This window comes from Salinihabitans flavidus, from assembly GCF_900110425.1.
In the GTDB taxonomy this organism is placed as follows: domain Bacteria; phylum Pseudomonadota; class Alphaproteobacteria; order Rhodobacterales; family Rhodobacteraceae; genus Salinihabitans; species Salinihabitans flavidus.
In genome coordinates, this window is the sequence record NZ_FODS01000001.1 from 239,614 (window position 1) to 259,397 (window position 19,784).

Below are 19,784 nucleotides of genomic sequence, written 5' to 3' on the forward strand. Positions count from 1 at the left end.
GTTTCTCCTACAGTCTCAGGTCGAGTCCGGTTGAGTTGGTGGGCTGTTGGCCAAGTGAGGCGATGTCACTTGCCGGGTTGGCACCCGGCGAATTGTTTCGTGCCATTTCGGCCTGTCGGTGTTCGCGCTGCCTGTCTGCGCTTTGGCCAAAATCAAAACTGACATCGCCGTATCCTGCATCCAGGAACTCTTGCATCAGTTGATCCTGATGGCGCCGCATGAGGTCAAGAGTTTCGGATCGGTCTGCCTGAATGGTGACGGTCATGGCGCCGTCGATACCCGAAATGGCCATCCTGACCCGTCCAAGTTCTTCAGGGCTTAGGGTGATCTCGATCCGACCGTCGGAGACTCTCGGAGAATGAGCCATAACTTGTCGAATCACAGATGTCGCCTCGGCGCGGTCAGCAATCGGCGGCATCGGCGATGTCCCATGCTGAGTAGCGCGCATATCACCACCCTGCCCGGATTTTGGATCGATGAGTTCGGGGGCAGCGATCTCAACCTGGCGCAGCTTCATCTGCTCAGATGCGGCCTCGGACACCGACTCCGCAAAGACAGGAGGCACCGGAGACGTCGCACGCCACCTGTTCGCCATAGCCCTCCCTACAAGATCATGCGACCGCGCTTCCGGGTAATCGGATTTATCCCCATATCGAATTTCTGCGGAAGCGGTATTGCGGCGGCGAGATGGGGACTCTGCCTCAGTGGCGTACGACCCGACAAACGAGATCTGGCTCCGGACAGGATCACCTTGCGACATGTGCGACACCCCCCGCCCACGCTCTCCCGACTCCGTGCCGTCCCCCACGGTGCGTCCGGCCTCCGGCACTCGCGGAATCCTTGCCCTGACGAGTGAGGAGTGACTTGCCGCCAAGGATTGAACGGCCCCGCGCTCTACTTGTTTGGCCACGCTCTCGGGACCACTTTTCTCCATAGACTGTTCGGTCGAAGTTGGCACCGCTGGTCGTGTCAGGTGGTGGGGTTGATCGTGGGCCGACACACTGTGCGCAGGGGCTTTGACCGTGTCGGTGGCGGCAGTCCCGGTCAAGGGACCAACTTGGATCTGCCGCAACTCCATAGCGCCTTGGGAGGGCTGTGCTCCCCCTGAGTGACGCGTTGGCGATTGAGCGGTTTCAACATCCATTTCTCTCAAAGCCCGCTCCATGCGTTTTGGACTTTCGGTGAAGGCAAACCTGTCACCGTGACCGATCTCGATCATTGGAAGGTGAGCAGAGCGCGGCTGATCCTCCTCTGGTTCAGCTGGATCACCCGGTACTTCAATGTCAGCGGGAAGTTCAGCCGCTTCGTCGTCGGACGTTATATCCGGCTCACCGATCTCATCATCTGTCTCGAGGGAATTCCCCGCATCATCAAAAGCTAGTTGAAAGCTTTCACCTTCCCTTTGGACGCTATTGCCTGGAATGCGGACATGAGACTCCCTCAAGCTCGCAACGGCGGGAAGAGTTGGGTGCAAGGACATAATACCTCCGGGAGTTCTTCCAGGTCGCGAAAACTATGGGCGATATGTGGTTACCAGTTCTTTACCGCTAATGAGTCAGTTTCGGAAAAACCCGTTCAATTTGGAGACAATGACATGCCCACAATCTCACCATCGGACAATGCTTTGCCAAGGAGTATCCCGCACATGCAAAGTGATGCCGCCTTGCATCGGGTCGCCCAGGACCTCGAAGCGAGTTTTCTGGCGGAGATGCTGAAGTCCGCCGGCCTTGGCAAAGTACGGGAAAGCTTCGGAGGCGGCGCGGGCGAAGAACAATTTTCATCCTTTCTTCGGCAGGCCCAAGCCAAGGAGATGGTGCGCGCCGGCGGAATTGGACTTGCAGAATCGTTTTACCATGCACTGAAGGAGAAGATGAATGCCGACTGAACACCCACGGAAAATCTTTGACGCGCTGGATGCCATACTTGACCGGGAATGCACCGCGCTCAAGGATGGTAACCTTGAAGCAATTCCTTCGCTTCTCAAAGAGAAGGAGGCGCTTTTCGATCGCTTGCAGTCTCTCGACCACGCGGCGCGAGGGGAACTCGACGCGCTTCAGTCGAAAGTCGCGCACAATCAGGCGCTGGTTGACGGTGCGTTGCACGGAATTCGGACAGTTGCGGACAGGCTTGGGAATCTGCGCCGTGTGCATAGCTCTCTGGAAACCTACGACAGTGCCGGGCGCCGGACCTCTGTTCCCAACAACAGCCAACGCCATGTCGAGAAGCGGGCCTGAGACCGCATTTGTGTCAAATGCTCCATACTGGACGTGTGTGGCTTAGCACTCCATTAGCACTTGAACCCACATGGTTATCCCGCATCCGAGAGGGTGGCGCAGGGCGGAGGCATTCTTCCACTGCAATGGTCAGAAAGACATTCTGAGCCGTCCTTTGGGGGCGGGATGTGAACCACGATGCAAAAGCATCGTCGCAAAGTAGGGGAAATGCCATGTCGAGCATTCTGACAAACAATAGTGCAATGGTCGCGCTGCAAACGCTGAAGTCGGTCAACGGCAATCTTGCCAAGACACAAGGGGAAATCTCAACCGGCAAAACCGTGGCCTCGTCCAAGGACAACTCTGCCGTTTGGGCCATATCGAAAGTCATGGAATCCGATGTCTCGGGCTTCAAGGCCATCTCTGACAGCCTCTCGCTGGGGCAATCCACGGTGGCAGTGGCACGGCAGGCGTCCGAGACCATCACAGACCTTCTGACGCAGATGAAGGGGAAGATCGTCGCGGCCCAGGAAGACAACGTGGATCGCGGCAAGATCAACGCCGATGTGACGGCTCTGAAGGGTCAGGTCGAATCTGTGGTCGCTGCTGCGCAGTTCAATGGCCTCAATTTGGTAAACGGTGGAGTGGCGAGCGCCGATGTCCTTGCATCGCTGGACAGGGATTCTACTGGGAATGTGACGGCCAGCTCAATCACCGTCAATGGTCAGGATCTGTCCAGTGGTGGCTATGTTGCCAAGGCGGCATTCACCGGCACCGATGGCGTCGCGGCGGATGGTGCGGACGCCTTCGGCTTCTCTCTCGACGCAAATGGCGGAACTGACGACGCCGGCGACATTGTCATTGCCGATCCGACCTACGCAGCCGGTGACAAGATCACACTCAACCTGGGTGCGGAAGAAATATCCTATACCGTCACCGCTGATGATGTCGCCTCGACAACCACGGCAGACATCATCGCCGTGGGTCTGAAATCTGCCATCGAAGCCTCCTCCGCGAACGTCACGGTCGACTATGACAGCGGCAGCCCGGGCGAACTGACGATCACCAATGACGGCACCGGATCGATCCAGATCGGCGGTCAGTTTACAAACGCCGGGTCCGGTGGGCTGGGTGCCATGGCAAGCATCGACGTGTCGACCGGCGGCGGCGCAACGACTGCGCTCGGTACGATCGAGACCCTGATCAATACCTCGATCGACGCCTCGGCCGCCTTCGGTTCGGTCGAAGGCCGGATCTCAACGCAGGCCGACTTCATCTCGAACCTGACAGATTCTCTCAAATCAGGGATCGGCGCGATGGTCGATGCGGACATGGAGGAATCTTCTGCCCGCCTTCAGGCCCTTCAGGTGCAACAGCAGCTTGCAGTTCAGTCACTCTCGATTGCAAACCAGGCACCACAATCCCTCCTGTCCCTGTTCCGCTAAACGAGAATTGACGGGGGCGCGGTCGTCCACCGCGCCCCCGGAACTGACTCGTTCAGGTGACGATTCAGACAAAAGGAAGGATATCAAGTGACTCCGCACACTCTCGCGCATGGCGCATATGCGCAGGCTGCCACGCCTATTCGAACACCACGTGGCACCGAATATGAACTAATTGCACGCATCACGCATCGCATCAAAGCCACCGCCAAGAAAGGTAGACCCGGCTTTCCCGAACTCGCTGAAGCAGTCCATGACAACCGCCAGCTCTGGACGATTCTGGCCACGGACGTGGCCGATATCGACAATCCGCTTCCGAAGTCGCTAAGGGCAAGAATATTCTACCTCGCAGAATTTACCCATATTCACAGTGGCAAAGTTCTTCGCGAAAACGCTTCGGTAAGGCCGCTTCTTGAAGTCAACACTGCCATCCTGCGTGGCCTACGCAATGGGATCTCTTCCAAATGAGCGGACTGGTTCTCAAACTTAGCCCCAAGGAACGTGTCCTTGTGAACGGAGCTGTCATAGAAAACGGTGATCGGCGGAGCCGGCTCTCCATCATGACGCCAGATGCGCACATATTGCGCCTGCGTGATGCCATTCATCCTGCGGACGCGAACAGCCCGGTGCGCAGAGTCTGCTATGCGACGCAGCTTGTCCTCTCTGGCGATGCCGATCCAAAGGACACAAAACTTCTACTGCTGCGCCGAATTGAGGAACTTAGTCAGATCCTGACGGATCATGACAGCCGCAGGCATCTGACCACCGCCACCGAAGCCGTTCTGAATGACAAATTCTACCAGTGCCTGAAATCACTGCGCGCATTGCTACCGCGAGAAGATCGTTTGCTCGGAGTCAACCTGCAATGAGCTTCCAGCCGATCTTGCCTGGCGGCGGTCTGGTCGGCTGGGCTTTTCTGCAACGCACAATGGCTGAGCAGAAGGCGGCGTTCGAAAACACGCCTGCGATCAGCCGGGACACGGACCACTTCAAAGAGAAAATAGGCGGAATCAAGACAGCAGAAGATCTGGTCGATGACCGTCGTCTGCTCCGGGTCGCACTCGGTGCCTTCGGGTTGCAGGATGATATCGACAATCGATTTTTTGTACGGAAGTTGCTTGAGGAAGGCACACTCAAACAGGACTCTCTGGCCAATCGCATGGCTGACAAGCGCTATGTCGCATTTGTAAAGGCATTCGGCTTCGGGGATTTCGATACACCCCGCACTCAGCTGTCCACATTCGGCGCAGAAATAGTTGGCAAGTATCGGGACCGAGCGTTCGAAGTCGCTGTTGGAGAGCAGGAAGAACCGATGAGACTTGCCCTGAACGCGGCGCGCGAGCTTGAGGATTTGGCAAATAGTTCAGTCAGCGACAATGCCAAGTGGTTCACCATCATGGGCGCGCCGCCTCTGCGATCTGTATTCGAAACCGCTCTCGGACTACCCGCGTCTTTCGGTCAGATCGACCTTGATCAGCAACTCGAGACCTTGCGAAGTAAAACCCAACGCATGACGGGAAACGGTGAAATCAGCCAGTTCGCCGACCCCGAGAAGCGCGAAGACCTGATCCAAAGATTTATGCTGATGTCCCAGATAGCGGAGGTGACAACCTATTCTGCCGGGAGCGTAGCACTGACGTTGCTCAGATCCTGATCGCCGGCGTCCGGGGCAAGCAGGTTGTTCTGCCCGGACCTCACGACGCGCTGAGTACTCCCGCGGGATTGCAACGTCTGTGCGATTCCGGCCCGCCGCAGGATAAGGTCGAGCCGGGCAAAACTGTTCCGTATTGAGACGCTCTCCTGCTCGGCAATAAATGCATCAAGTTCTGGCCATGCCCTGAGCGCCTGATCGAGTGTCGGATCACTTCCTTCCGAATAGAGTCCTGCGCGTATCATTGTTTCGGACTGGTGATAGGTGCCCAACATTTGCCGAGCGGCCCGAATGCTGGCATTCTCGCCATCATTTGCGGCGTCAGGAAGACTTCGGGACAATGATCTCAGCAGGTCGATTGCAGGATATCGCCCCCGTTCTGCGATCTTGCGATCCATGACGACATGACCATCGAGCACACCCCGCAGAATGTCAGCGACCGGCTCGTCCATGTCCGAACCGGCGACCAGAACACTGAACAGCGCAGTGATATCCCCCATACCCGCCGATCCAGGCCCTGCACGCTCGCATAGCGCCATGATCATATGCGCCGTCGAAGGCGGATATCCGCGAAGTGAAGGCAGTTCGCCGCCCGCAACGGCGACTTCCCGATGTGCCTCGGCAAATCGGGTAATTGAATCGACAAGAAACAAGACGTGCTTGCCCTGATCCCTGAAATGCTCGGCCACGCACATAGCGGCCCAGGCACAACGGCGTCGAACGAAGGGCGACTGATCCGAAGTTGCCGCCACCACGACAGAGCGCTTCATACCCTCTTTACCCAGAAACTGCTCGACGAACTCGCGCAGCTCACGTCCGCGCTCCCCGACAAGGGCGATCACGACAACGTCAACATGCATGTTGCGCGCCAGATGGCCAAGAAGACTGGACTTTCCCACGCCAGCACCGGCAAAAAGGCCCAGACGTTGGCCGCGCACAATTGGTAAAAACGTGTTGAATACGGCCATCCCCGTTTCAAGTCGGGCGCCAAGCGAGCGCCGCTCCGCTGGTTTGGGCGGCGGCGCCCGCAAACGCCTTTCATCCGCCCCTGGCAGCAACGCCGCACCATCAAGTGGTCTGCCATAAGGGTCGATCACACGTCCGATCCACGCGTCCGACGGAGCAATACCAGACGCCCCGAACAGAACCACTCGATCACCTATCGAAACACCGTCCGGCGGAGAGTCCGGAAGAATGGACACCTCCGAACCATGCAGTTGGAGAATCTCTCCACAAACCGGCGCACGATTGTATCGGTCGATACTCACCTGATCGCCAACCCGTGCAATAGCCCCGAGACCCCCTACACGCAAAAGCGCCCCTTCCACGGCGCCTACACGACCGATGTCACGCACAGGGCGCAAATTGGCCATTTCCGACCTGAATCCTCTGAATGTCGTGTGCACCATCCGGCACTCCTGCTGTCTTCTGAAAACACTTTCTAAAGGAATCAGGGTTAAGCCTTGATTTAAGCAATTCGAGGGAGAAGCCCCGATGTTCAAATCACTAGAGATATTCAAGGTATCGCACGCCATGGCAAGGCATGCGGCAACACGACAATCCGTGATCGCCCGCAATATGGCCAATGCCGATACCCCGAGCTATGCCGCGAAAGATGTGAGTGCGTTCAAAGAAATAGTGGACGAACGACGCGACACCACCGGCCTTCAGGCGACCCGTGCAAAGCATCTCCACGGCACGACCCAACCACGCCCTCTCGCTGTTGTCCAAGCTGCAAACATCGGGGATTCACCGAACGGCAACGGCGTCTCTCTTGAAGAGGAAATGATGAAGTCGGTCGATACCAAACGTCAACACGATCGCGCTATCGCCATCTACAAATCCTCCCTCGGCGTGCTGCGCACGACGCTTGGTCGCAGATAGTCGGGAGCCTGTTTCATGAGTGATTTTTCTTCTGCCCTGAAAGTGGCTGCCAGCGGGCTGAAAGCACAGGCTGCGCGACTGCGCCATGTATCCGAGAACATCGCCAACGCCGATACACCCGGCTATCGGCGCAAGATCGTTCCATTTGAAATCGATTCCCGAACCGCCGAAGGTGCGGTTCGGGCGGGTCAGGTGAAACTTGACCGGGGTGAGTTGGAGCAGGTCTACGATCCGTCCCATCCTCTTGCCGACCAAACGGGTCACTATGACGGCTCCAATGTCGATCTGGTGATCGAAATCGCTGACGCGCGCGAAGCGCAGCGCAGCTACGAAGCCAATCTCAAGATGTTCGATCAGACCCGGCAGATGTCGTCGAGTCTGATGGACCTGCTTCGCAGATAAGGGAGATCCAGAATGGATATTCGTTCCATACAAGCCGCGCAGAAATATGCGGCGGCTCGCCCGGCGACCGAACCCACTGCCGGGACTTCAGAGATGGGCGAGGCCTTCGCAGGCCTTGCCCACGACTTTGCCAGCACCCTCGCCGAAAGCGAAGACGTCGCCATGCAGTCCATGACAGATGAAGCTGACCCTCATACTCTTGTCCAGGCGCTCGCGCAGGCGGAACTGGCGGTGGAAACCGCGGTCACGGTACGCGACAAGGTCGTAGAAGCGTATCAGGAAATTCTCAGAATGCCGATCTGATGATGGAAGAGACAATCTTCTTCGACACGTTGCGTCAGGGGCTTTGGGTTGCGGTGATCATTTCGATCCCGATCCTGACCGCCGCCCTGCTCGCCGGGGTTACAGTCGGGTTATTTCAGGCGCTGACATCTATTCAGGAAATGACACTGACCTTTGTGCCGAAACTCGTGGCAATTGTCATCGTATTCTGGATTTCCATGGGATTCATGACAGAAACGCTGGTTGCCTTTTTCCACAATCGGCTCATCCCACTGATCACCGGAGGATAGGTTGGACAACGCAGGATACACGACACTGACCCGACAGGTCGGGCTGATGCGTGAAATGAACATCGTCGCGAACAATATCGCCAACGCCGCCACGACAGGTTATCGTCAGGAAGGGTTGATCTTTTCGGAATACGTTCACGCTTCCGAGAACGGGTCTTCCCTGTCAATGGCTCGCGGCAGCATCCGGAACACGTCTCAGGAGCATGGCGCGCTCACACGCACCAATGGCCAATTCGACTTGGCGATCGAGGGCGACGGGTTTTTCCTGATCGAAGCGCCGAACGGCGAAAGACTGACTCGGGCGGGCAGCTTTTCACCCAACGCCCAAGGCGATCTTGTGAACATGGACGGTCATCGTCTGTTGGATATCGGCGGGGCTCCGGTTTTCGTACCGCCCGACTCCCGTGACATCAATATCGCCGGTGACGGCACACTAAGTTCCAATGGCCGCCCACTCACACAGATCGGAATCTATCAGCCTGTGAACCCGATCGGCCTCAAACGCGAGGATGGCGTGATGTTTCATGCCGAGGATGGGGTGGAACTGACGCAAGGCAGCCGAATTCTCCAGGGTTTCGTCGAAGGGTCAAATGTCGATCCGATTTCGCAAATTGCCCGCATGATCGAAGTTCAGCGCGCCTATGAAATGGGCCAGAGCTTTCTGGAGTCGGAAAACGAACGCATCCGAAACGCCCTCAAGGCACTCATCCGTTAAGTGAAAGGAAACCGCCATGCGCGCCCTGAAGATCGCAGCCACCGGCATGAGTGCTCAGCAGTTGCGGGTTGAAACCATTTCCAACAATCTCGCAAACATGTCGACCACGGGCTATAATGCCCGACGTGCCGAGTTCGCCGATTTGCATTATCAGCAGGTCACTCGCGCCGGTGCGGTCAATGCCGCCGATGGCACCGTTCTTCCGACCGGCGTTCAGGTGGGTCTCGGCGTGCGCCCCTCTGCCGTCACTGTCCATCTGGCCCAAGGCTCTCTGTCTGCGAGCGGCGGAGATCTTGATCTCGCGATCGACGGCAGCGGCTATCTCGAAGTGACGCTTCCTTCCGGCCAGCCCGCCTATACCAGAGATGGTGCGCTCAAACGAAGTGCGGACGGGCTGATCGTCACCTCCGATGGCTTCCCTGTCGCCCCCGAAATCACAATTCCTGAAGACGCTCGCAGCATCTCCATCAATGCCGATGGTGAAGTCTACGCCTACTTCCAGGATGCCGTAGAGGGTCAGCGTCTCGGACAATTCACCCTCTCGGGCTTTCCGAACGCAAAGGGGCTTGAGGCAGCGGGAGGAAATCTCTTTCTGGAAAGCGAAGCGTCGGGCGCGCCCTTTGTCACCAACCCCGGAGAAGACGGACTCGGTACTCTCCGTCAAGGATATCTGGAAGATAGCTCGGTCGATGCCGTGCGGGAGGTGACGGAATTGATTGAGGCGCAAAGGGGCTACGAGCTCAACGCCAAGATCATATCGGCGGCAGACCAGATGCTTGGCGCGACGACACAGGTGCGCTGATGTTACGACAGGCTTCCCTCATCCTGATGCTTCTGGCGACAACAACCTATGCAGATACCGTCGTCTCGGCACAGATCATTCGTCCCAGGACCATTATCACCGCAGACGACATCCGGATTCAGGAGGCCTCCATCGCCGGAGGCATTGATGATCCGTCAGAGGTCATCGGAAAGGAAGCGCGCGTTGCCATTTATCCGGGACGACCTATCCGACCGGGAGATATCGGTGCGCCCGCCCTGATCGATCGAAACCAGATTGTAACACTGCTCTATGAACGGAACGGTCTCTTGATCTCCACTGAGGGGCGCTCTCTGACCCGCGCGGCGGCAGAAGAAAGCGTGCGCGTCATGAACCTGTCTTCCCGCACCACCGTGATCGGCTTCCTGCTCCCGGATGGCCGGGTGAAAGTATCGCAATGAAAGGAAAAAACATGCGGGCTCTGGGGTTTCTGGCTCTCGGTGTTCTGGTTGGTTGCGGAAATTCCGATCATCTCGGAAAGCCGCCAAGCTTCACGCCAACCATGAACAGCAATGAGCATCACGCGATGCTCACCCGACCTTTACCCGAAACCGTGGAACGGGGAAGACGTTCCGACGATGCCTCGCTCTGGAGCCGGAACAAAAAGTCACTTCTGGGTGACAGACGCGCGATGCAACGCGGTGACATACTTACCGTTGTCGTTGAAATCGACGACAAGGCCGAGATTTCCAATTCCACATCGCGCGGACGAAATGGATCGGAAGCCCTTGGTGTGCCGGGATTGTTCGGTCTGCCTCAGCGCATTAATCGTGAACTGCCGGCAGGTGCGTCGATGAGCGACGCGGTTTCCATTGACTCCAATAGCAGCAGCAGCGGGGATGGCGAGGTCCGGCGGCAGGAAGAGCTTACACTGCGCGTCGCTGCAACGGTGGTCGATGTTTTGCCAAACGGAATACTCTCGATCTCGGGATCTCAGGAGGTTCGGGTCAATTTCGAAATGCGCGAACTTCTTGTGACGGGCTATGTCCGGCCCGAAGACATATCACGACGGAACGAGATCACCTATGACAAGATTGCACAGGCCCGTGTCTCCTATGGGGGACGGGGACAGATCACCGACGTGCAGCAACCGCGGATCGGTCAGCAGATCCTCGATTCTGTTCTACCATTCTGAGGGGAAACGAGATGCAGAAACTTCTTCCGCTTTTGCTGGCCTTGATCGGGATTGGCGGCGGAGGCGTTGCAGGGTATCTGCTCAAACCCAAGCTGGCGGAAGTGCCGCTTGCCAATCCCTGCGGTGACGAGCAAAGCCAACCGGGAACGGCGGCGGCCGAACCCGTAGACGTAGAGGACCGTCCCACTTCCGTCGGAATCGAGTATGTCAAACTGAACAATCAATTTGTCGTGCCCGTCGTCAAGGACGAGATGGTAACCTCTCTGATCGTTTTGACACTTAGCCTTGAAGTCAAGACCGGCCAAAGAGAACTCGTCTTTGAGCGCGAGCCAAAGCTGCGCGATGCTCTACTGCAAGCGATGTTCGACCATGCCAATCTAGGCGGATTTCATGGGGCTTTCACAAATCCCAATAAACTTGATCCATTGCGTCTCTCTCTACGTGAAACCGCCCGCAAGATCTTGGGGAATGCTGTCGGGAATGTTCTGATAACCGATCTCGCGCGTCAGGACGTTTGAACCGTTTGGGTTTCAACGCCAGGTCATTTGCTCCAATAGCACCGATAGTTGCTGAGCCGTCCGGGCATTCTTTTGAGTTTCGCGCGCGCTGTCGCGGATATCCTTCGCCGCCAGCACACGGCCGTTCGCCTTTTTCAGACGGGCTTGAGAAGCTTCCTTTCGGGCGAGGATATTGGCCAGACGTGCATTGAGCAGCACCCGGTTGCGCGCCATCCAGGTAAACCATAGCGCGTCACCACCAAAGCTCCTCATGGCACTGTCCGTGCGAAGCGCATCCCGCGCGGCCCGCTCCTTTTCGTTGAGATCATCAAGCATCGCACGCAGGCGCCGTTCTTCATCAACAACCCTGCGGAATCCGGCTTCTTCCACCCGATACTGCGTGTCGATCACCTCTGCGAGAGGCTCCAGATTCGTCCTGCTCACGCTCACCTCCAGGCCCTTTCTCGCATGGCGTCGGCGAATCGGATCGCGGCGGCAACCGCTCGGTAGTGATCGGTTGGAATCTCATCACCGATCTCAATCACGGCATAGAGTGCACGCGCCACGGGCGGGTCACTTCGAACGGGAACTCCATTCTCTCCGGCAATATCCCTGATCCGCTTTGCGATCTCATCGACACCCTTTGCGATACAGATTGGTGCCTCTCCACGTTTGCGACTCCACGAAAGGGCGACCGCATAGTGCATCGGATTCACGATCACGACGCTAGCGTCCGGAACATCCGCGAGCATGTGCGAATTGGCAATCTCCTGCGCCTTGGCCCGGCGCCCTTGCTTCATATGCGGATCGCCCTCGGACTCCTTGGTCTCATCTGTCAGTTCCTTCCGCGACATCATGTTCTTGCGCCGGTGTTCCTGCCACTGCCAAAGGTAATCGATCACACCGATGGCAAGCGCAATGACCAGGACCAGTGAAAGAAACTCCACCCCCAACCTTGCGAGCAGCCCGGCTATGACATGGGGGTCGGCCTGTATCGAACCAGCCATTTCCGACAGCCGGGCCCGAAGGAAAAATGCGAGGCAGATCGAGTAGGTGACGAGTTTGGCGAAGCTCTTGGCAAACTCGAACAGCCCGCCCCGGCCATACTTGTTCTTGGCATTCTGCACCGGATTGATCCGCGACGCCTTGAGCATGAGTTTCTCTGGAGCGACCACAAAAGCCCGCTGCGCCAACACCGCGAGAATGACCGCACCGGCCGGAATGAGAAAAAGCGGGGCCAGACCGATGGCGACGCCACGCATCAGACCGCCAGGCAATGTGGAGGGATGACCTTCAAAAACCAGCAGGGACAGTTCCGGCGCCTGATCAATCAGAACCAACAGCGCCTCGCCCACAGTGCCGACAGTATAGGCACCGGACGCCAGAAGGGCGAGCAGGAAGCCCGCATAGGACGCCGCCACATAGAGGTCCGTCGAGCGCGCGATTTCACCCTTCTTTCGCGCGTCATCAAGCTTTTTCTGAGTCGGTTCATGAGATTTCTCAGCTTCCTCACCCTGCGCGTTCATCGCCCACCCACGGGACTGGCGAGGAAACCGTTGAACGCCTCGATCCAGACGCTGAGCAGAAACGGCGAAACCAGAAAGAGCAGGAATAGACCCCCCGCCGTGATCACAGGGGCACCGACAAAGGCCACCATCAGCTGCGGCATCGCCCTGTTGATTACCCCAAGGGTCAGATTGTAAAGCACTGACATGATCACGAATGGTGCCGCGAGGCTGAAGGCGAGCGAGAAGGCCCGCGCAACCTGCGCGATCCCCCATTCCGAAAGCGCGCCTGCCTCGGGCATACGGCCAGCGGGAAATACCTCATAGGACAGAATCAAAAGCTCGGCCACACGCACATGCAATCCGGTCAGGACAGCGAGCGCCAGCCCGGCCACGACGAGAAGATGTCCCATAGCGGGCAGTGGCTCGGCCCCCGCCGACCCAAGAAGTTGCGACAGCGACGTTGCCTGAGCCGCCATGGAACCCGCGACCTGCAGTGCGAAGATGAACATCCGGACTCCGATCCCGAGAGCCAGCCCGACCCCGGCCTCGCTCACGGCAAGCCAGCCGAAAGAGAGCAAGTCGCGCTCTGTTCCGATAGGCGTCGCCAGTGAGGGCGCGACGACAAGCGTGAAAACGAAAGCAAGCGCCAGCTTGACCCGTGCGGGAACCGATTGCTCCCCAAAGGCGGGAAGAACCGCCATCGCCGCACCGACCCTTAGAAAGACCGCAGCCCCATGCCAGAACATGTCCTGCGACAGATTGAACAGGGCCAGTGCGGTGTCATTCATGCCGGCACGACCCCGACAAGCGACGGACGCGCCTCCAGCCCGATCTCCTCAAACGACAGCACGGGATTTGGTATCCCTTTTGCGCTCATCACGGTGCGCAGAAAGCGGCGGCGCCGGGTCGAGGTCACGACCGCCGGAGACACTCCCTTGCCGCTGGCCTCGGTCAGCTTGTCCGACACCGACGTCGCAAGGGTGTTGAAAATGTCCGGGGGCAGGGCAATGTCGAAACCGCCTTTTTCACCTTCGATCTGATAGGTGTTGAACGTGTCCTCCCATTCGGGCGCAAGCTGCACAAGCGGTATGGTGCCATCTTCACGCCGCAACGCAGAAACGAGTTGGAATCCCAGCCTGTGGCGGACATGTTCGCTGATTGCCTCGGGACGGACATGAATCTGACGGGCTTCGGCAATCGCCTCCATGATCAGCGGCAGGTTTCGGATCGAAACCTGCTCCTCCAGCAACAGCCTCAGAACCCGGTGCAGAAGGTCCATCGGTACCTTGTCCGGGATCAACTCATCAAGCAACTTGCGGTTTGCCTCCGCCCGCCCGGGGTCCGACAATCTAACCATCTCATCAAGAAGGCGGCGCAGCGATTTCAACGTGAGCAGACGAGCTAGGTTCTTGCGGATGATCTCCAGAAGATGCGTAGCCAGAATCTCCACCGGGGTGACGATGGTCAGCCCCGAAAGCGCGGCGCTTTCCTGATCCCCGGGGCTGATCCATCGCGCTGGTGCACCATAAACAGGCTCACTTATATCCTTGCCATCGGGCAGATTTGACCCGCCTTCGGGAATCAGTGCCAGCACTCTGTCGGGCAGGAGAGTCGCTCGCGCAAGCTCCACCCCATGGATACGCACGACATAGCTCCCCGTTGGCAGGGCCGCATCGTCTGTCAGCCGGATCTCCGGCAGGATCACACCAAAGCTCGAGGCGACATGGGACCGCATGCTCGCGATACGGGCATCAAGGCCGGCTCCTGCATCGAGCACCATATTGACCAGATCGGGCGCGAACTCGACGTGAATATCATCGAGGTCGAGCATATCACCCATGGTTTTCTCGGTCGGGCCATGCGTTTCTTCCGGCTCCGCCTGATCTTCAGCCGCGCGACTGGTCTGATTTCGGTGAAGGAAATAGGCCACCGCGCCAAGGCCCGCTCCGCCCGCGATGAAGGGCAGGAACGGCAGGCCGGGGACAAGCGCGAAAAGCACCATCAGTACGGCGACTGTCACAAGCGCGGGCGGATACTTCCCGAGCTGGGCAACGAGCGTCAAGTCGGTCGATCCGGTGTTGCCCCCGCGCGCCAGAAGCAGGGCTGAGGCAATGGAAATGATGACCGCCGGAATCTGCGTCACAAGCCCGTCACCAACGGTCAGGATCGAATAGGTTTCGAACGCCTCCGCCAGGGGCATGCCATGCACAACGATCCCCATCACCAGCCCCATGATCAGGTTCATCATGGTGATGAGAAGCCCGGCAATGGCATCGCCCTTGACGAATTTCGACGCCCCGTCGAGCGAGCCGAAGAAGGTGGTCTCCTGCTGCTCCACCTCCCGACGGCGTTTGGCCTCGGCATGGTCGATCGCACCGGCCGACATGTCGCTGTCGATGGCGAGCTGTTTGCCCGGCATCCCGTCCAGCGCAAATCGCGCGCCGACCTCTGCCATCCGCGCCGCCCCCTTGGTGATCACCATGAAGTTCACGATGAGCAAAACACCGAACACCACCAGCCCAAGAAAAACGCTACCCGACATGACGAAATTCGCGAAACCCTGGATCACGTCCCCGGCGGCTCCGGTTCCGGTATGCCCTTGTCCGATGATTAGCTTGGTCGAGGACACGTTGAGCGACAGACGCAGCATCAGAGACGCCAGAAGCACTGTTGGAAAGGCGGAAAAATCCAACGGTCGCTCAATGAACAGCGTCACCGTGAAAATCAGGATCGCCAGTGCGAACGACCCGGCCAGACCGATATCAAGCACCCAAGCCGGTACGGGCAATATCATCATCACGATGACCGCCATCAGTGCCAGCGCGAGCAATATTGTCGGACTGAACACTGCCTTGAGCGAAAGAACAGACATGGCTCAGCCTCCAGCCGCGAAGAGAGAGCGCCGCTCTGGGTCAGGCTGCAACCGCACGAGCGAACCAAGAGCGGCAACGCCCTGCTTGCCGGACAGCAATGGCAAGCCATTGCTTGCGATCACTGTCGCATCGGTAGGCCCTGTGCCTCTGATGTCATCGGATTCGATCCTGCCGGACTCATCCAGCGACGCCCTGATCCTGATGAAGCGTGCCTTGTAGCGGTTGGCGTACTTCGGCGTGCGTGAATGATAGGCTGCCGCTGCTTCGGGCCAGTTTCCGGTCTCATGATGTAGCCGGCTCAGAAAATCGGCCGCATATCTGGCGTTTTTGACCGGATCGAACATCTGAGCGATCGTCTGAAATGCTTCACCGTGCCATTTGTAGTTGATTTGGAAACACCCCACATCGAAGCTGCGCGCGCCTCGTTTGTGGTTCCGGAGGGCATAGCGCAGCGCCTCTTGCTCGCTATCGAACCAGAGACCCTTGCCCTCCATGTTCACCGTCCAGGGCCACGGATTATATCGCCCGCTGCGCATTCGTCCGGTCTCTGAACGGGTGATCGCCATCAGGACGTCCATCGGCACACCAGTGTCACTGGATGCGATACGGGCCGCCCGGTCACAAATGGCACTCTCGACAGATGCGGCCAGTATGGCAGGGCCAGGCAGCGCGAGCATCGTCGCAAGAATGACACGAGGGATGAAAAGGCCCCGAATTCTTCTGGGCATGAGGTTTGATCCGTTATTTGTTCGCATTCTGCGGTGACGTTCACCGGGATATGCTCAGGAGATTTAGATTCGGTAACGCCGCCCGCGAAAATGGAAAGGAACCTTCATTTCGGCTTATTCCGTCTGGGGAACCTGCACCTTGAAATGCGCAAGAAGGTTGCGGAGTGTTTCCCGCGCCTCGATACTCTCCTCGAGAAGCGTGCGGCTCTCCGAAAGTGTCACCTCGTCCAGAGATGCGAGTTGCAGATCGCCCTGTGGCGCTTCAGGCGCGGAAACGACCCGCGTCAAATTGCGAAACACGTCTGTTTCCGCTGACCTGAGGCGGTCCCAGCTTCCGGCCAGCCATGCCGCGTTTTCCGCCTCTTCCGTCTCTCCGATCGAAGCAAGAAGAGCGGCGGCCCGCTCATGTTCACCGGCCATGCTTCGCGCTTCGGCACGCAGCCTGTTCGCCTCCTGCCCCTTCAGACCAAGCAGATCCGCCTCGGCCTGACGTGGCTTCCCAAGCAGTATCGCGGCCCGCGCCCTCAGCATCCGACGTGCCGATCCGATGTCGCCGTCCGCCCCTTCGGCGATCAGATGGCGCGCCTCGGTCGGAAAGCCGAGCGCGACAAGCCGGTTTGCCGCCGCGTTCTCTACCGACGCCTCCAGCGACTTGCCGGGCAGCACAACCTTCCGCAACATCAGCTCCGCGAACGCGAAGTCTTCGGCACGGTCTGTCAGTCGGTCCACCAATCGCGAGCGCGCCTGCGCGGCATTCCCGGCTCCATCTCGGTTCTCAAGATCCGACAGCGCCTCAAAGGCGGCGGCAAACTCCGATGTCATCGCCCGCGCAGTGACATGTGCCATTCGCAGGTCCGCACCTTCCGGTTCATTTCGATGCTCGATGGCCATGGCACCGACCAGCGCCGCCAGATCCTCGCGAAGTGACTCGCCCTGCTCATGTCGGGACTCGATCAGATCAACGAGGGCCGCAGGCGACAACTCGCTGTTTGATGCCACCACCTTGTCGAGATTTTTCTCGGCCGCCGCCATATCGCCCGTGGACATATCAAGTTGCGCCTCTGCCATATGCACACGGGCGTCCGGTGCTTCGGCTCCACGTTCCGTGGCCTTCAGTATGGCCTGGGACGCCTCGACATCCTGCCGGGCGATGAAGCGTTCATTGAGCCTCGGGCCGAGATGCAGACGAAGGTGCGCCGGCAAGACACTAAACGCCTGCAGAACGGCCCGAACGTTTACATTGCCGGCGGCTTCGGGCGTTTCCTCGGCAAGCAGGGACCATAGCGCTGCGCCACCGTCACAGGTCAACTGCCCGGCAAATGGATTTACGCGGCCCACGCTGTTGTGGTCCATCATCCGCGCCATGGCGAAAAGCACGTCATGACGGGGACTCTCCGCTTGCGCCAGTTTCAGAATTTGCTCCGCCTCCGCGCCGAAACCGAAATGAAGGTAAAGCCTCGCAAGCCCCGTGACCGACGCGATGTCGGGCTTGTCGAATTCTCCGTAGAGTTTCCCGCGCCAATCGGCGAGTTGTGCCGCCATAGAACGGTCGTCCGCCCAGTCCTGAATCGCGACGGCCGCGGAGGTCAGACAGCGCACGTCGCTCGCCTGCGTCCTGAGCGCATCGAACGTCTGCTCCACCGCTTGATCAATACTGGTTTGCGCCGCCATGTTGACATTCGGGAGCCCGCCCTTCGATTCAGCCGGCGGTGAAGGAGGGGCGGAGGTTGAATCCTGCCGCTCACGAGTGTCCGGCACGCGCAAAACCTGTCGACCCACCCTCTCCACAGGGTCCAGAAGTCCTTGCGTTGCCGCTTTGCCCAGACCTTCCAAAAGTTTGATGCGAGCCGTTCGAACTTGCTTCTGGCGTTCAAAAAACCCCTCATTGCCAAGCCAATCCTCCCCCCTTGGCGTCGGCAGGTTTGCAGACACCGCCGCATCTGCGGACGGCCTTGGGAAGCGCTCCGGCGTGCGCCTTGGAACAGCGCGGGCGAACCGGAGCTTGGCGCGCGGTGTCGGACTGTCGACCGCAGGCAATCCGAAACCGAATACATGAGCCTCATGCCCGGTACCCGTCCCCTTCGTGTCCTGTATATCCACAACAAGGTGCCGGTCGCCGAAACGGAAACTCCTCACACTGCAACCGCAGTTGAGGAGCAGATCGAGCGCCCGGTCGCCGCCAACGGCACGAAGGTCGGCCAGACGTTCCCGTGAGATGCGAACGAAGCTCTCGCTCAGATCATATTCAATACCTTCGGCCTCAAGCGTGAGCCTGTAGCCCTGTCCCCGCTTGCGCAGCCTCCAGCCGGTCTCGCTATCGGGAAGGGTCAGCACCAGTCTGGTAAAATCCGCGTGATCACCCGTCCGCACAGGCACCGCAACGGCGTGCACGGGTCCGGCTGTCAGTATCGCGGCCAGCAGGGCAAATACGATCCAGCGGGTCATGCAGCGTCCTTTTTTACCGATTTCAGCGCCTCTTCAAGTTCGGAGTAGTCCGGACGGCAATGGGCCGGCGTATTCTGACGGCCAACCTCGATGCAGATATTGGTGGCATGATTGTGCAGGTTCGCGACCAACACCTCCCGAATGAGCTGATAGAAATGGCTGTCCTCCTCGACCACGGATTTCACCTTCGCCGCGAAGGGCCCGACCAGTCCATAGGACAGGAACACGCCGAGAAACGTCCCCACAAGCGCCCCGCCGATCATCTTGCCCAGGATCTCGGGTGGTTGATCGATCGACGCCATCGTCTTGATCACGCCCAGTACCGCCGCCACGATGCCCAGTGCGGGCAAACCGTCCGCCATCGTCTGAAGTGCATGGCTGGAGTGAAGCGCATGGTGCAAACTGGCCTCCATCCGCTTTTCAAGCACCTCCTCCACCTGATGCGGATCGTCATAGTTCATCGACGCCGAGCGCATTGTGTCGGCAATCAGGGCCACCGCCTCCTTATCCGCTTGAATCTTTGGGTATTTTCCAAAAATCGCAGAGTCCATCGGTGCCTCGATATGCTCTTCGATGGCAACAGGGTTCTGACGTGCGATTCGGATCAGTTCGAAGAGAAGGCACAGAAGGTCACGGTAATCCTCATGTTTCCATCTCGGTCCCTTGAAAACCTTGCCCAGATCCCTCATCGTCTGCTTGATCGCGGACATGTCGTTGCTGACAAGAAAGGCCCCGATCGCCGCACCGCCGATCATCGCCAGTTCGAAAGGCAGGGAATGGAGGATGATCGCGAGTTTGCCGCCCGCAGCAAGATAGCCACCGAATACCATCACAAACACAACAGAAATGCCGATGATCCCGATCATGCAAATTCCCCAACAAGCCTCGTTCCGGCATCA

25 protein-coding genes are annotated in these 19,784 nt (G+C 58.5%); 16 read left to right on the plus strand and 9 right to left on the minus strand.

Going from position 1 to position 19,784, the window contains the following annotated elements; genetic code table 11:
• Positions 1 to 7: 7 nt before the first annotated feature.
• Entirely contained in the window at positions 8 to 517 is a 510-nt protein-coding gene (fliK, locus tag BMW66_RS20240) for a flagellar hook-length control protein FliK (protein WP_175483127.1), read from the minus strand.
• A 684-nt stretch (positions 518 to 1,201) separates the two neighbouring features.
• Between fliK and BMW66_RS20245 the strand changes: the two genes are divergently transcribed.
• From BMW66_RS20245 to BMW66_RS01190, 7 genes are all read left to right on the plus strand, one after another.
• Positions 1,202 to 1,381, plus strand: a complete 180-nt coding sequence (locus BMW66_RS20245) for a hypothetical protein (RefSeq protein ID WP_175483128.1) — start codon at positions 1,202 to 1,204, stop codon at positions 1,379 to 1,381.
• 264 nt (positions 1,382 to 1,645) lie between these two features.
• Complete coding sequence (locus BMW66_RS01165) at positions 1,646 to 1,885, plus strand: rod-binding protein (RefSeq protein ID WP_245729277.1); 240 nt, start codon at positions 1,646 to 1,648, stop codon at positions 1,883 to 1,885.
• A complete protein-coding gene (locus BMW66_RS01170; RefSeq protein ID WP_093114798.1) occupies positions 1,875 to 2,234 on the plus strand; it encodes a flagellar export chaperone FlgN in 360 nt (119 codons plus the stop codon). Before BMW66_RS01165 ends, BMW66_RS01170 begins: the two co-directional genes overlap by 11 nt.
• Positions 2,235 to 2,446: 212 nt before the next feature.
• Complete coding sequence (locus BMW66_RS01175) at positions 2,447 to 3,658, plus strand: flagellin (RefSeq protein ID WP_093114799.1); 1,212 nt, start codon at positions 2,447 to 2,449, stop codon at positions 3,656 to 3,658.
• Between the two features lie 87 nt (positions 3,659 to 3,745).
• Positions 3,746 to 4,123, plus strand: coding sequence for a flagellar biosynthesis regulator FlaF (gene flaF, locus BMW66_RS01180; protein ID WP_093114800.1), 378 nt, complete (start codon positions 3,746 to 3,748; stop codon positions 4,121 to 4,123).
• Entirely contained in the window at positions 4,120 to 4,524 is a 405-nt protein-coding gene (gene flbT / locus BMW66_RS01185; RefSeq protein WP_093114801.1) for a flagellar biosynthesis repressor FlbT, read from the plus strand. Before flaF ends, flbT begins: the two co-directional genes overlap by 4 nt.
• A complete protein-coding gene (locus tag BMW66_RS01190) occupies positions 4,521 to 5,309 on the plus strand; it encodes a DUF1217 domain-containing protein (protein WP_093114802.1) in 789 nt (262 codons plus the stop codon). Before flbT ends, BMW66_RS01190 begins: the two co-directional genes overlap by 4 nt.
• Here BMW66_RS01190 and BMW66_RS01195 read toward each other — a convergent pair.
• Positions 5,267 to 6,715, minus strand: a complete 1,449-nt coding sequence (locus BMW66_RS01195; protein ID WP_093114803.1) for a FliI/YscN family ATPase — start codon at positions 6,713 to 6,715, stop codon at positions 5,267 to 5,269. The two genes, BMW66_RS01190 and BMW66_RS01195, sit on opposite strands and share 43 nt — an antisense overlap.
• An 85-nt stretch (positions 6,716 to 6,800) precedes the next feature.
• On the opposite strand from BMW66_RS01195, the gene BMW66_RS01200 reads away from it, so the two are divergent.
• Genes BMW66_RS01200 through BMW66_RS01240 form a run of 9 tightly spaced genes read left to right on the plus strand, consistent with a single transcriptional unit; the run spans position 6,801 to position 11,352 of the window.
• Positions 6,801 to 7,190 carry a FlgB family protein gene (locus BMW66_RS01200; RefSeq protein WP_093114804.1) on the plus strand — a complete coding sequence of 130 codons (390 nt, stop codon included), beginning with the start codon at positions 6,801 to 6,803 and terminating at the stop codon, positions 7,188 to 7,190.
• 15 nt (positions 7,191 to 7,205) lie between these two features.
• The gene (gene flgC / locus BMW66_RS01205) at positions 7,206 to 7,592 is read left to right on the plus strand and encodes a flagellar basal body rod protein FlgC (RefSeq protein ID WP_093114805.1); all 387 of its coding nucleotides are present in this window, start codon (positions 7,206 to 7,208) and stop codon (positions 7,590 to 7,592) included.
• Between the two features lie 12 nt (positions 7,593 to 7,604).
• A complete protein-coding gene (gene fliE / locus BMW66_RS01210; protein WP_093114806.1) occupies positions 7,605 to 7,895 on the plus strand; it encodes a flagellar hook-basal body complex protein FliE in 291 nt (96 codons plus the stop codon).
• Entirely contained in the window at positions 7,895 to 8,164 is a 270-nt protein-coding gene (locus BMW66_RS01215) for a flagellar biosynthetic protein FliQ (RefSeq protein ID WP_093114807.1), read from the plus strand. The genes fliE and BMW66_RS01215 overlap by 1 nt, the downstream gene beginning before the upstream one ends.
• A gap of 1 nt (position 8,165) precedes the next feature.
• The gene (locus tag BMW66_RS01220) at positions 8,166 to 8,879 is read left to right on the plus strand and encodes a flagellar hook-basal body complex protein (protein WP_093114808.1); all 714 of its coding nucleotides are present in this window, start codon (positions 8,166 to 8,168) and stop codon (positions 8,877 to 8,879) included.
• 16 nt (positions 8,880 to 8,895) lie between these two features.
• Positions 8,896 to 9,681, plus strand: a complete 786-nt coding sequence (flgG, locus tag BMW66_RS01225) for a flagellar basal-body rod protein FlgG (protein ID WP_093114809.1) — start codon at positions 8,896 to 8,898, stop codon at positions 9,679 to 9,681.
• Positions 9,681 to 10,100 carry a flagellar basal body P-ring formation chaperone FlgA gene (gene flgA, locus BMW66_RS01230; RefSeq protein WP_093114810.1) on the plus strand — a complete coding sequence of 140 codons (420 nt, stop codon included), beginning with the start codon at positions 9,681 to 9,683 and terminating at the stop codon, positions 10,098 to 10,100. The genes flgG and flgA overlap by 1 nt, the downstream gene beginning before the upstream one ends.
• A gap of 11 nt (positions 10,101 to 10,111) precedes the next feature.
• Positions 10,112 to 10,834, plus strand: coding sequence for a flagellar basal body L-ring protein FlgH (flgH, locus tag BMW66_RS01235; RefSeq protein WP_093114811.1), 723 nt, complete (start codon positions 10,112 to 10,114; stop codon positions 10,832 to 10,834).
• An 11-nt stretch (positions 10,835 to 10,845) separates the two neighbouring features.
• Positions 10,846 to 11,352 carry a flagellar basal body-associated FliL family protein gene (locus BMW66_RS01240; protein WP_093114812.1) on the plus strand — a complete coding sequence of 169 codons (507 nt, stop codon included), beginning with the start codon at positions 10,846 to 10,848 and terminating at the stop codon, positions 11,350 to 11,352.
• 12 nt (positions 11,353 to 11,364) lie between these two features.
• Here BMW66_RS01240 and BMW66_RS01245 read toward each other — a convergent pair whose 3' ends face one another.
• The 7 genes from BMW66_RS01245 to motA all read right to left on the minus strand — a co-directional run bounded on the left by BMW66_RS01245 (position 11,365) and on the right by motA (position 19,751).
• Positions 11,365 to 11,775: a hypothetical protein gene (locus BMW66_RS01245; RefSeq protein ID WP_139196101.1), complete on the minus strand. Its 411-nt coding sequence runs from the start codon at positions 11,773 to 11,775 to the stop codon at positions 11,365 to 11,367.
• Positions 11,776 to 11,777: 2 nt separating this feature from the next.
• Entirely contained in the window at positions 11,778 to 12,857 is a 1,080-nt protein-coding gene (locus BMW66_RS01250; RefSeq protein ID WP_093114814.1) for an EscU/YscU/HrcU family type III secretion system export apparatus switch protein, read from the minus strand.
• Positions 12,854 to 13,627 carry a flagellar biosynthetic protein FliR gene (locus BMW66_RS01255; protein WP_093114815.1) on the minus strand — a complete coding sequence of 258 codons (774 nt, stop codon included), beginning with the start codon at positions 13,625 to 13,627 and terminating at the stop codon, positions 12,854 to 12,856. Before BMW66_RS01255 ends, BMW66_RS01250 begins: the two co-directional genes overlap by 4 nt.
• Complete coding sequence (gene flhA, locus BMW66_RS01260) at positions 13,624 to 15,711, minus strand: flagellar biosynthesis protein FlhA (protein ID WP_093114816.1); 2,088 nt, start codon at positions 15,709 to 15,711, stop codon at positions 13,624 to 13,626. The genes BMW66_RS01255 and flhA overlap by 4 nt, the downstream gene beginning before the upstream one ends.
• A 3-nt stretch (positions 15,712 to 15,714) precedes the next feature.
• Positions 15,715 to 16,389: a transglycosylase SLT domain-containing protein gene (locus BMW66_RS01265; RefSeq protein WP_093114945.1), complete on the minus strand. Its 675-nt coding sequence runs from the start codon at positions 16,387 to 16,389 to the stop codon at positions 15,715 to 15,717.
• Between the two features lie 165 nt (positions 16,390 to 16,554).
• On the minus strand, positions 16,555 to 18,885 hold the full coding sequence (locus tag BMW66_RS01270) for a hypothetical protein (protein WP_093114817.1): 2,331 nt from the start codon (positions 18,883 to 18,885) through the stop codon (positions 16,555 to 16,557).
• A complete protein-coding gene (motA, locus tag BMW66_RS01275; protein ID WP_093114818.1) occupies positions 18,882 to 19,751 on the minus strand; it encodes a flagellar motor stator protein MotA in 870 nt (289 codons plus the stop codon). The genes BMW66_RS01270 and motA overlap by 4 nt, the downstream gene beginning before the upstream one ends.
• Positions 19,752 to 19,784: the final 33 nt, after the last annotated feature.

What these genes read in the sequence shown, in the direction of transcription:
- fliK (WP_175483127.1), bottom strand. Translation starts at nt 517, where the DNA reads ATGAAGCTGCGCCAGGTTGAGATCGCTGCCCCCGAACTCATCGATCCA.
- BMW66_RS01165 (WP_245729277.1), top strand. Translation starts at nt 1,646, where the DNA reads ATGCAAAGTGATGCCGCCTTGCATCGGGTCGCCCAGGACCTCGAAGCG.
- BMW66_RS01170 (WP_093114798.1), top strand. Translation starts at nt 1,875, where the DNA reads ATGCCGACTGAACACCCACGGAAAATCTTTGACGCGCTGGATGCCATA.
- BMW66_RS01175 (WP_093114799.1), top strand. Translation starts at nt 2,447, where the DNA reads ATGTCGAGCATTCTGACAAACAATAGTGCAATGGTCGCGCTGCAAACG.
- flbT (WP_093114801.1), top strand. Translation starts at nt 4,120, where the DNA reads ATGAGCGGACTGGTTCTCAAACTTAGCCCCAAGGAACGTGTCCTTGTG.
- BMW66_RS01190 (WP_093114802.1), top strand. Translation starts at nt 4,521, where the DNA reads ATGAGCTTCCAGCCGATCTTGCCTGGCGGCGGTCTGGTCGGCTGGGCT.
- BMW66_RS01195 (WP_093114803.1), bottom strand. Translation starts at nt 6,715, where the DNA reads ATGGTGCACACGACATTCAGAGGATTCAGGTCGGAAATGGCCAATTTG.
- BMW66_RS01200 (WP_093114804.1), top strand. Translation starts at nt 6,801, where the DNA reads ATGTTCAAATCACTAGAGATATTCAAGGTATCGCACGCCATGGCAAGG.
- flgC (WP_093114805.1), top strand. Translation starts at nt 7,206, where the DNA reads ATGAGTGATTTTTCTTCTGCCCTGAAAGTGGCTGCCAGCGGGCTGAAA.
- fliE (WP_093114806.1), top strand. Translation starts at nt 7,605, where the DNA reads ATGGATATTCGTTCCATACAAGCCGCGCAGAAATATGCGGCGGCTCGC.
- BMW66_RS01215 (WP_093114807.1), top strand. Translation starts at nt 7,895, where the DNA reads ATGATGGAAGAGACAATCTTCTTCGACACGTTGCGTCAGGGGCTTTGG.
- flgG (WP_093114809.1), top strand. Translation starts at nt 8,896, where the DNA reads ATGCGCGCCCTGAAGATCGCAGCCACCGGCATGAGTGCTCAGCAGTTG.
- flgA (WP_093114810.1), top strand. Translation starts at nt 9,681, where the DNA reads ATGTTACGACAGGCTTCCCTCATCCTGATGCTTCTGGCGACAACAACC.
- flgH (WP_093114811.1), top strand. Translation starts at nt 10,112, where the DNA reads ATGCGGGCTCTGGGGTTTCTGGCTCTCGGTGTTCTGGTTGGTTGCGGA.
- BMW66_RS01240 (WP_093114812.1), top strand. Translation starts at nt 10,846, where the DNA reads ATGCAGAAACTTCTTCCGCTTTTGCTGGCCTTGATCGGGATTGGCGGC.
- BMW66_RS01250 (WP_093114814.1), bottom strand. Translation starts at nt 12,857, where the DNA reads ATGAACGCGCAGGGTGAGGAAGCTGAGAAATCTCATGAACCGACTCAG.
- BMW66_RS01255 (WP_093114815.1), bottom strand. Translation starts at nt 13,627, where the DNA reads ATGAATGACACCGCACTGGCCCTGTTCAATCTGTCGCAGGACATGTTC.
- flhA (WP_093114816.1), bottom strand. Translation starts at nt 15,711, where the DNA reads ATGTCTGTTCTTTCGCTCAAGGCAGTGTTCAGTCCGACAATATTGCTC.
- BMW66_RS01265 (WP_093114945.1), bottom strand. Translation starts at nt 16,389, where the DNA reads ATGCTCGCGCTGCCTGGCCCTGCCATACTGGCCGCATCTGTCGAGAGT.
- BMW66_RS01270 (WP_093114817.1), bottom strand. Translation starts at nt 18,885, where the DNA reads ATGACCCGCTGGATCGTATTTGCCCTGCTGGCCGCGATACTGACAGCC.
- motA (WP_093114818.1), bottom strand. Translation starts at nt 19,751, where the DNA reads ATGATCGGGATCATCGGCATTTCTGTTGTGTTTGTGATGGTATTCGGT.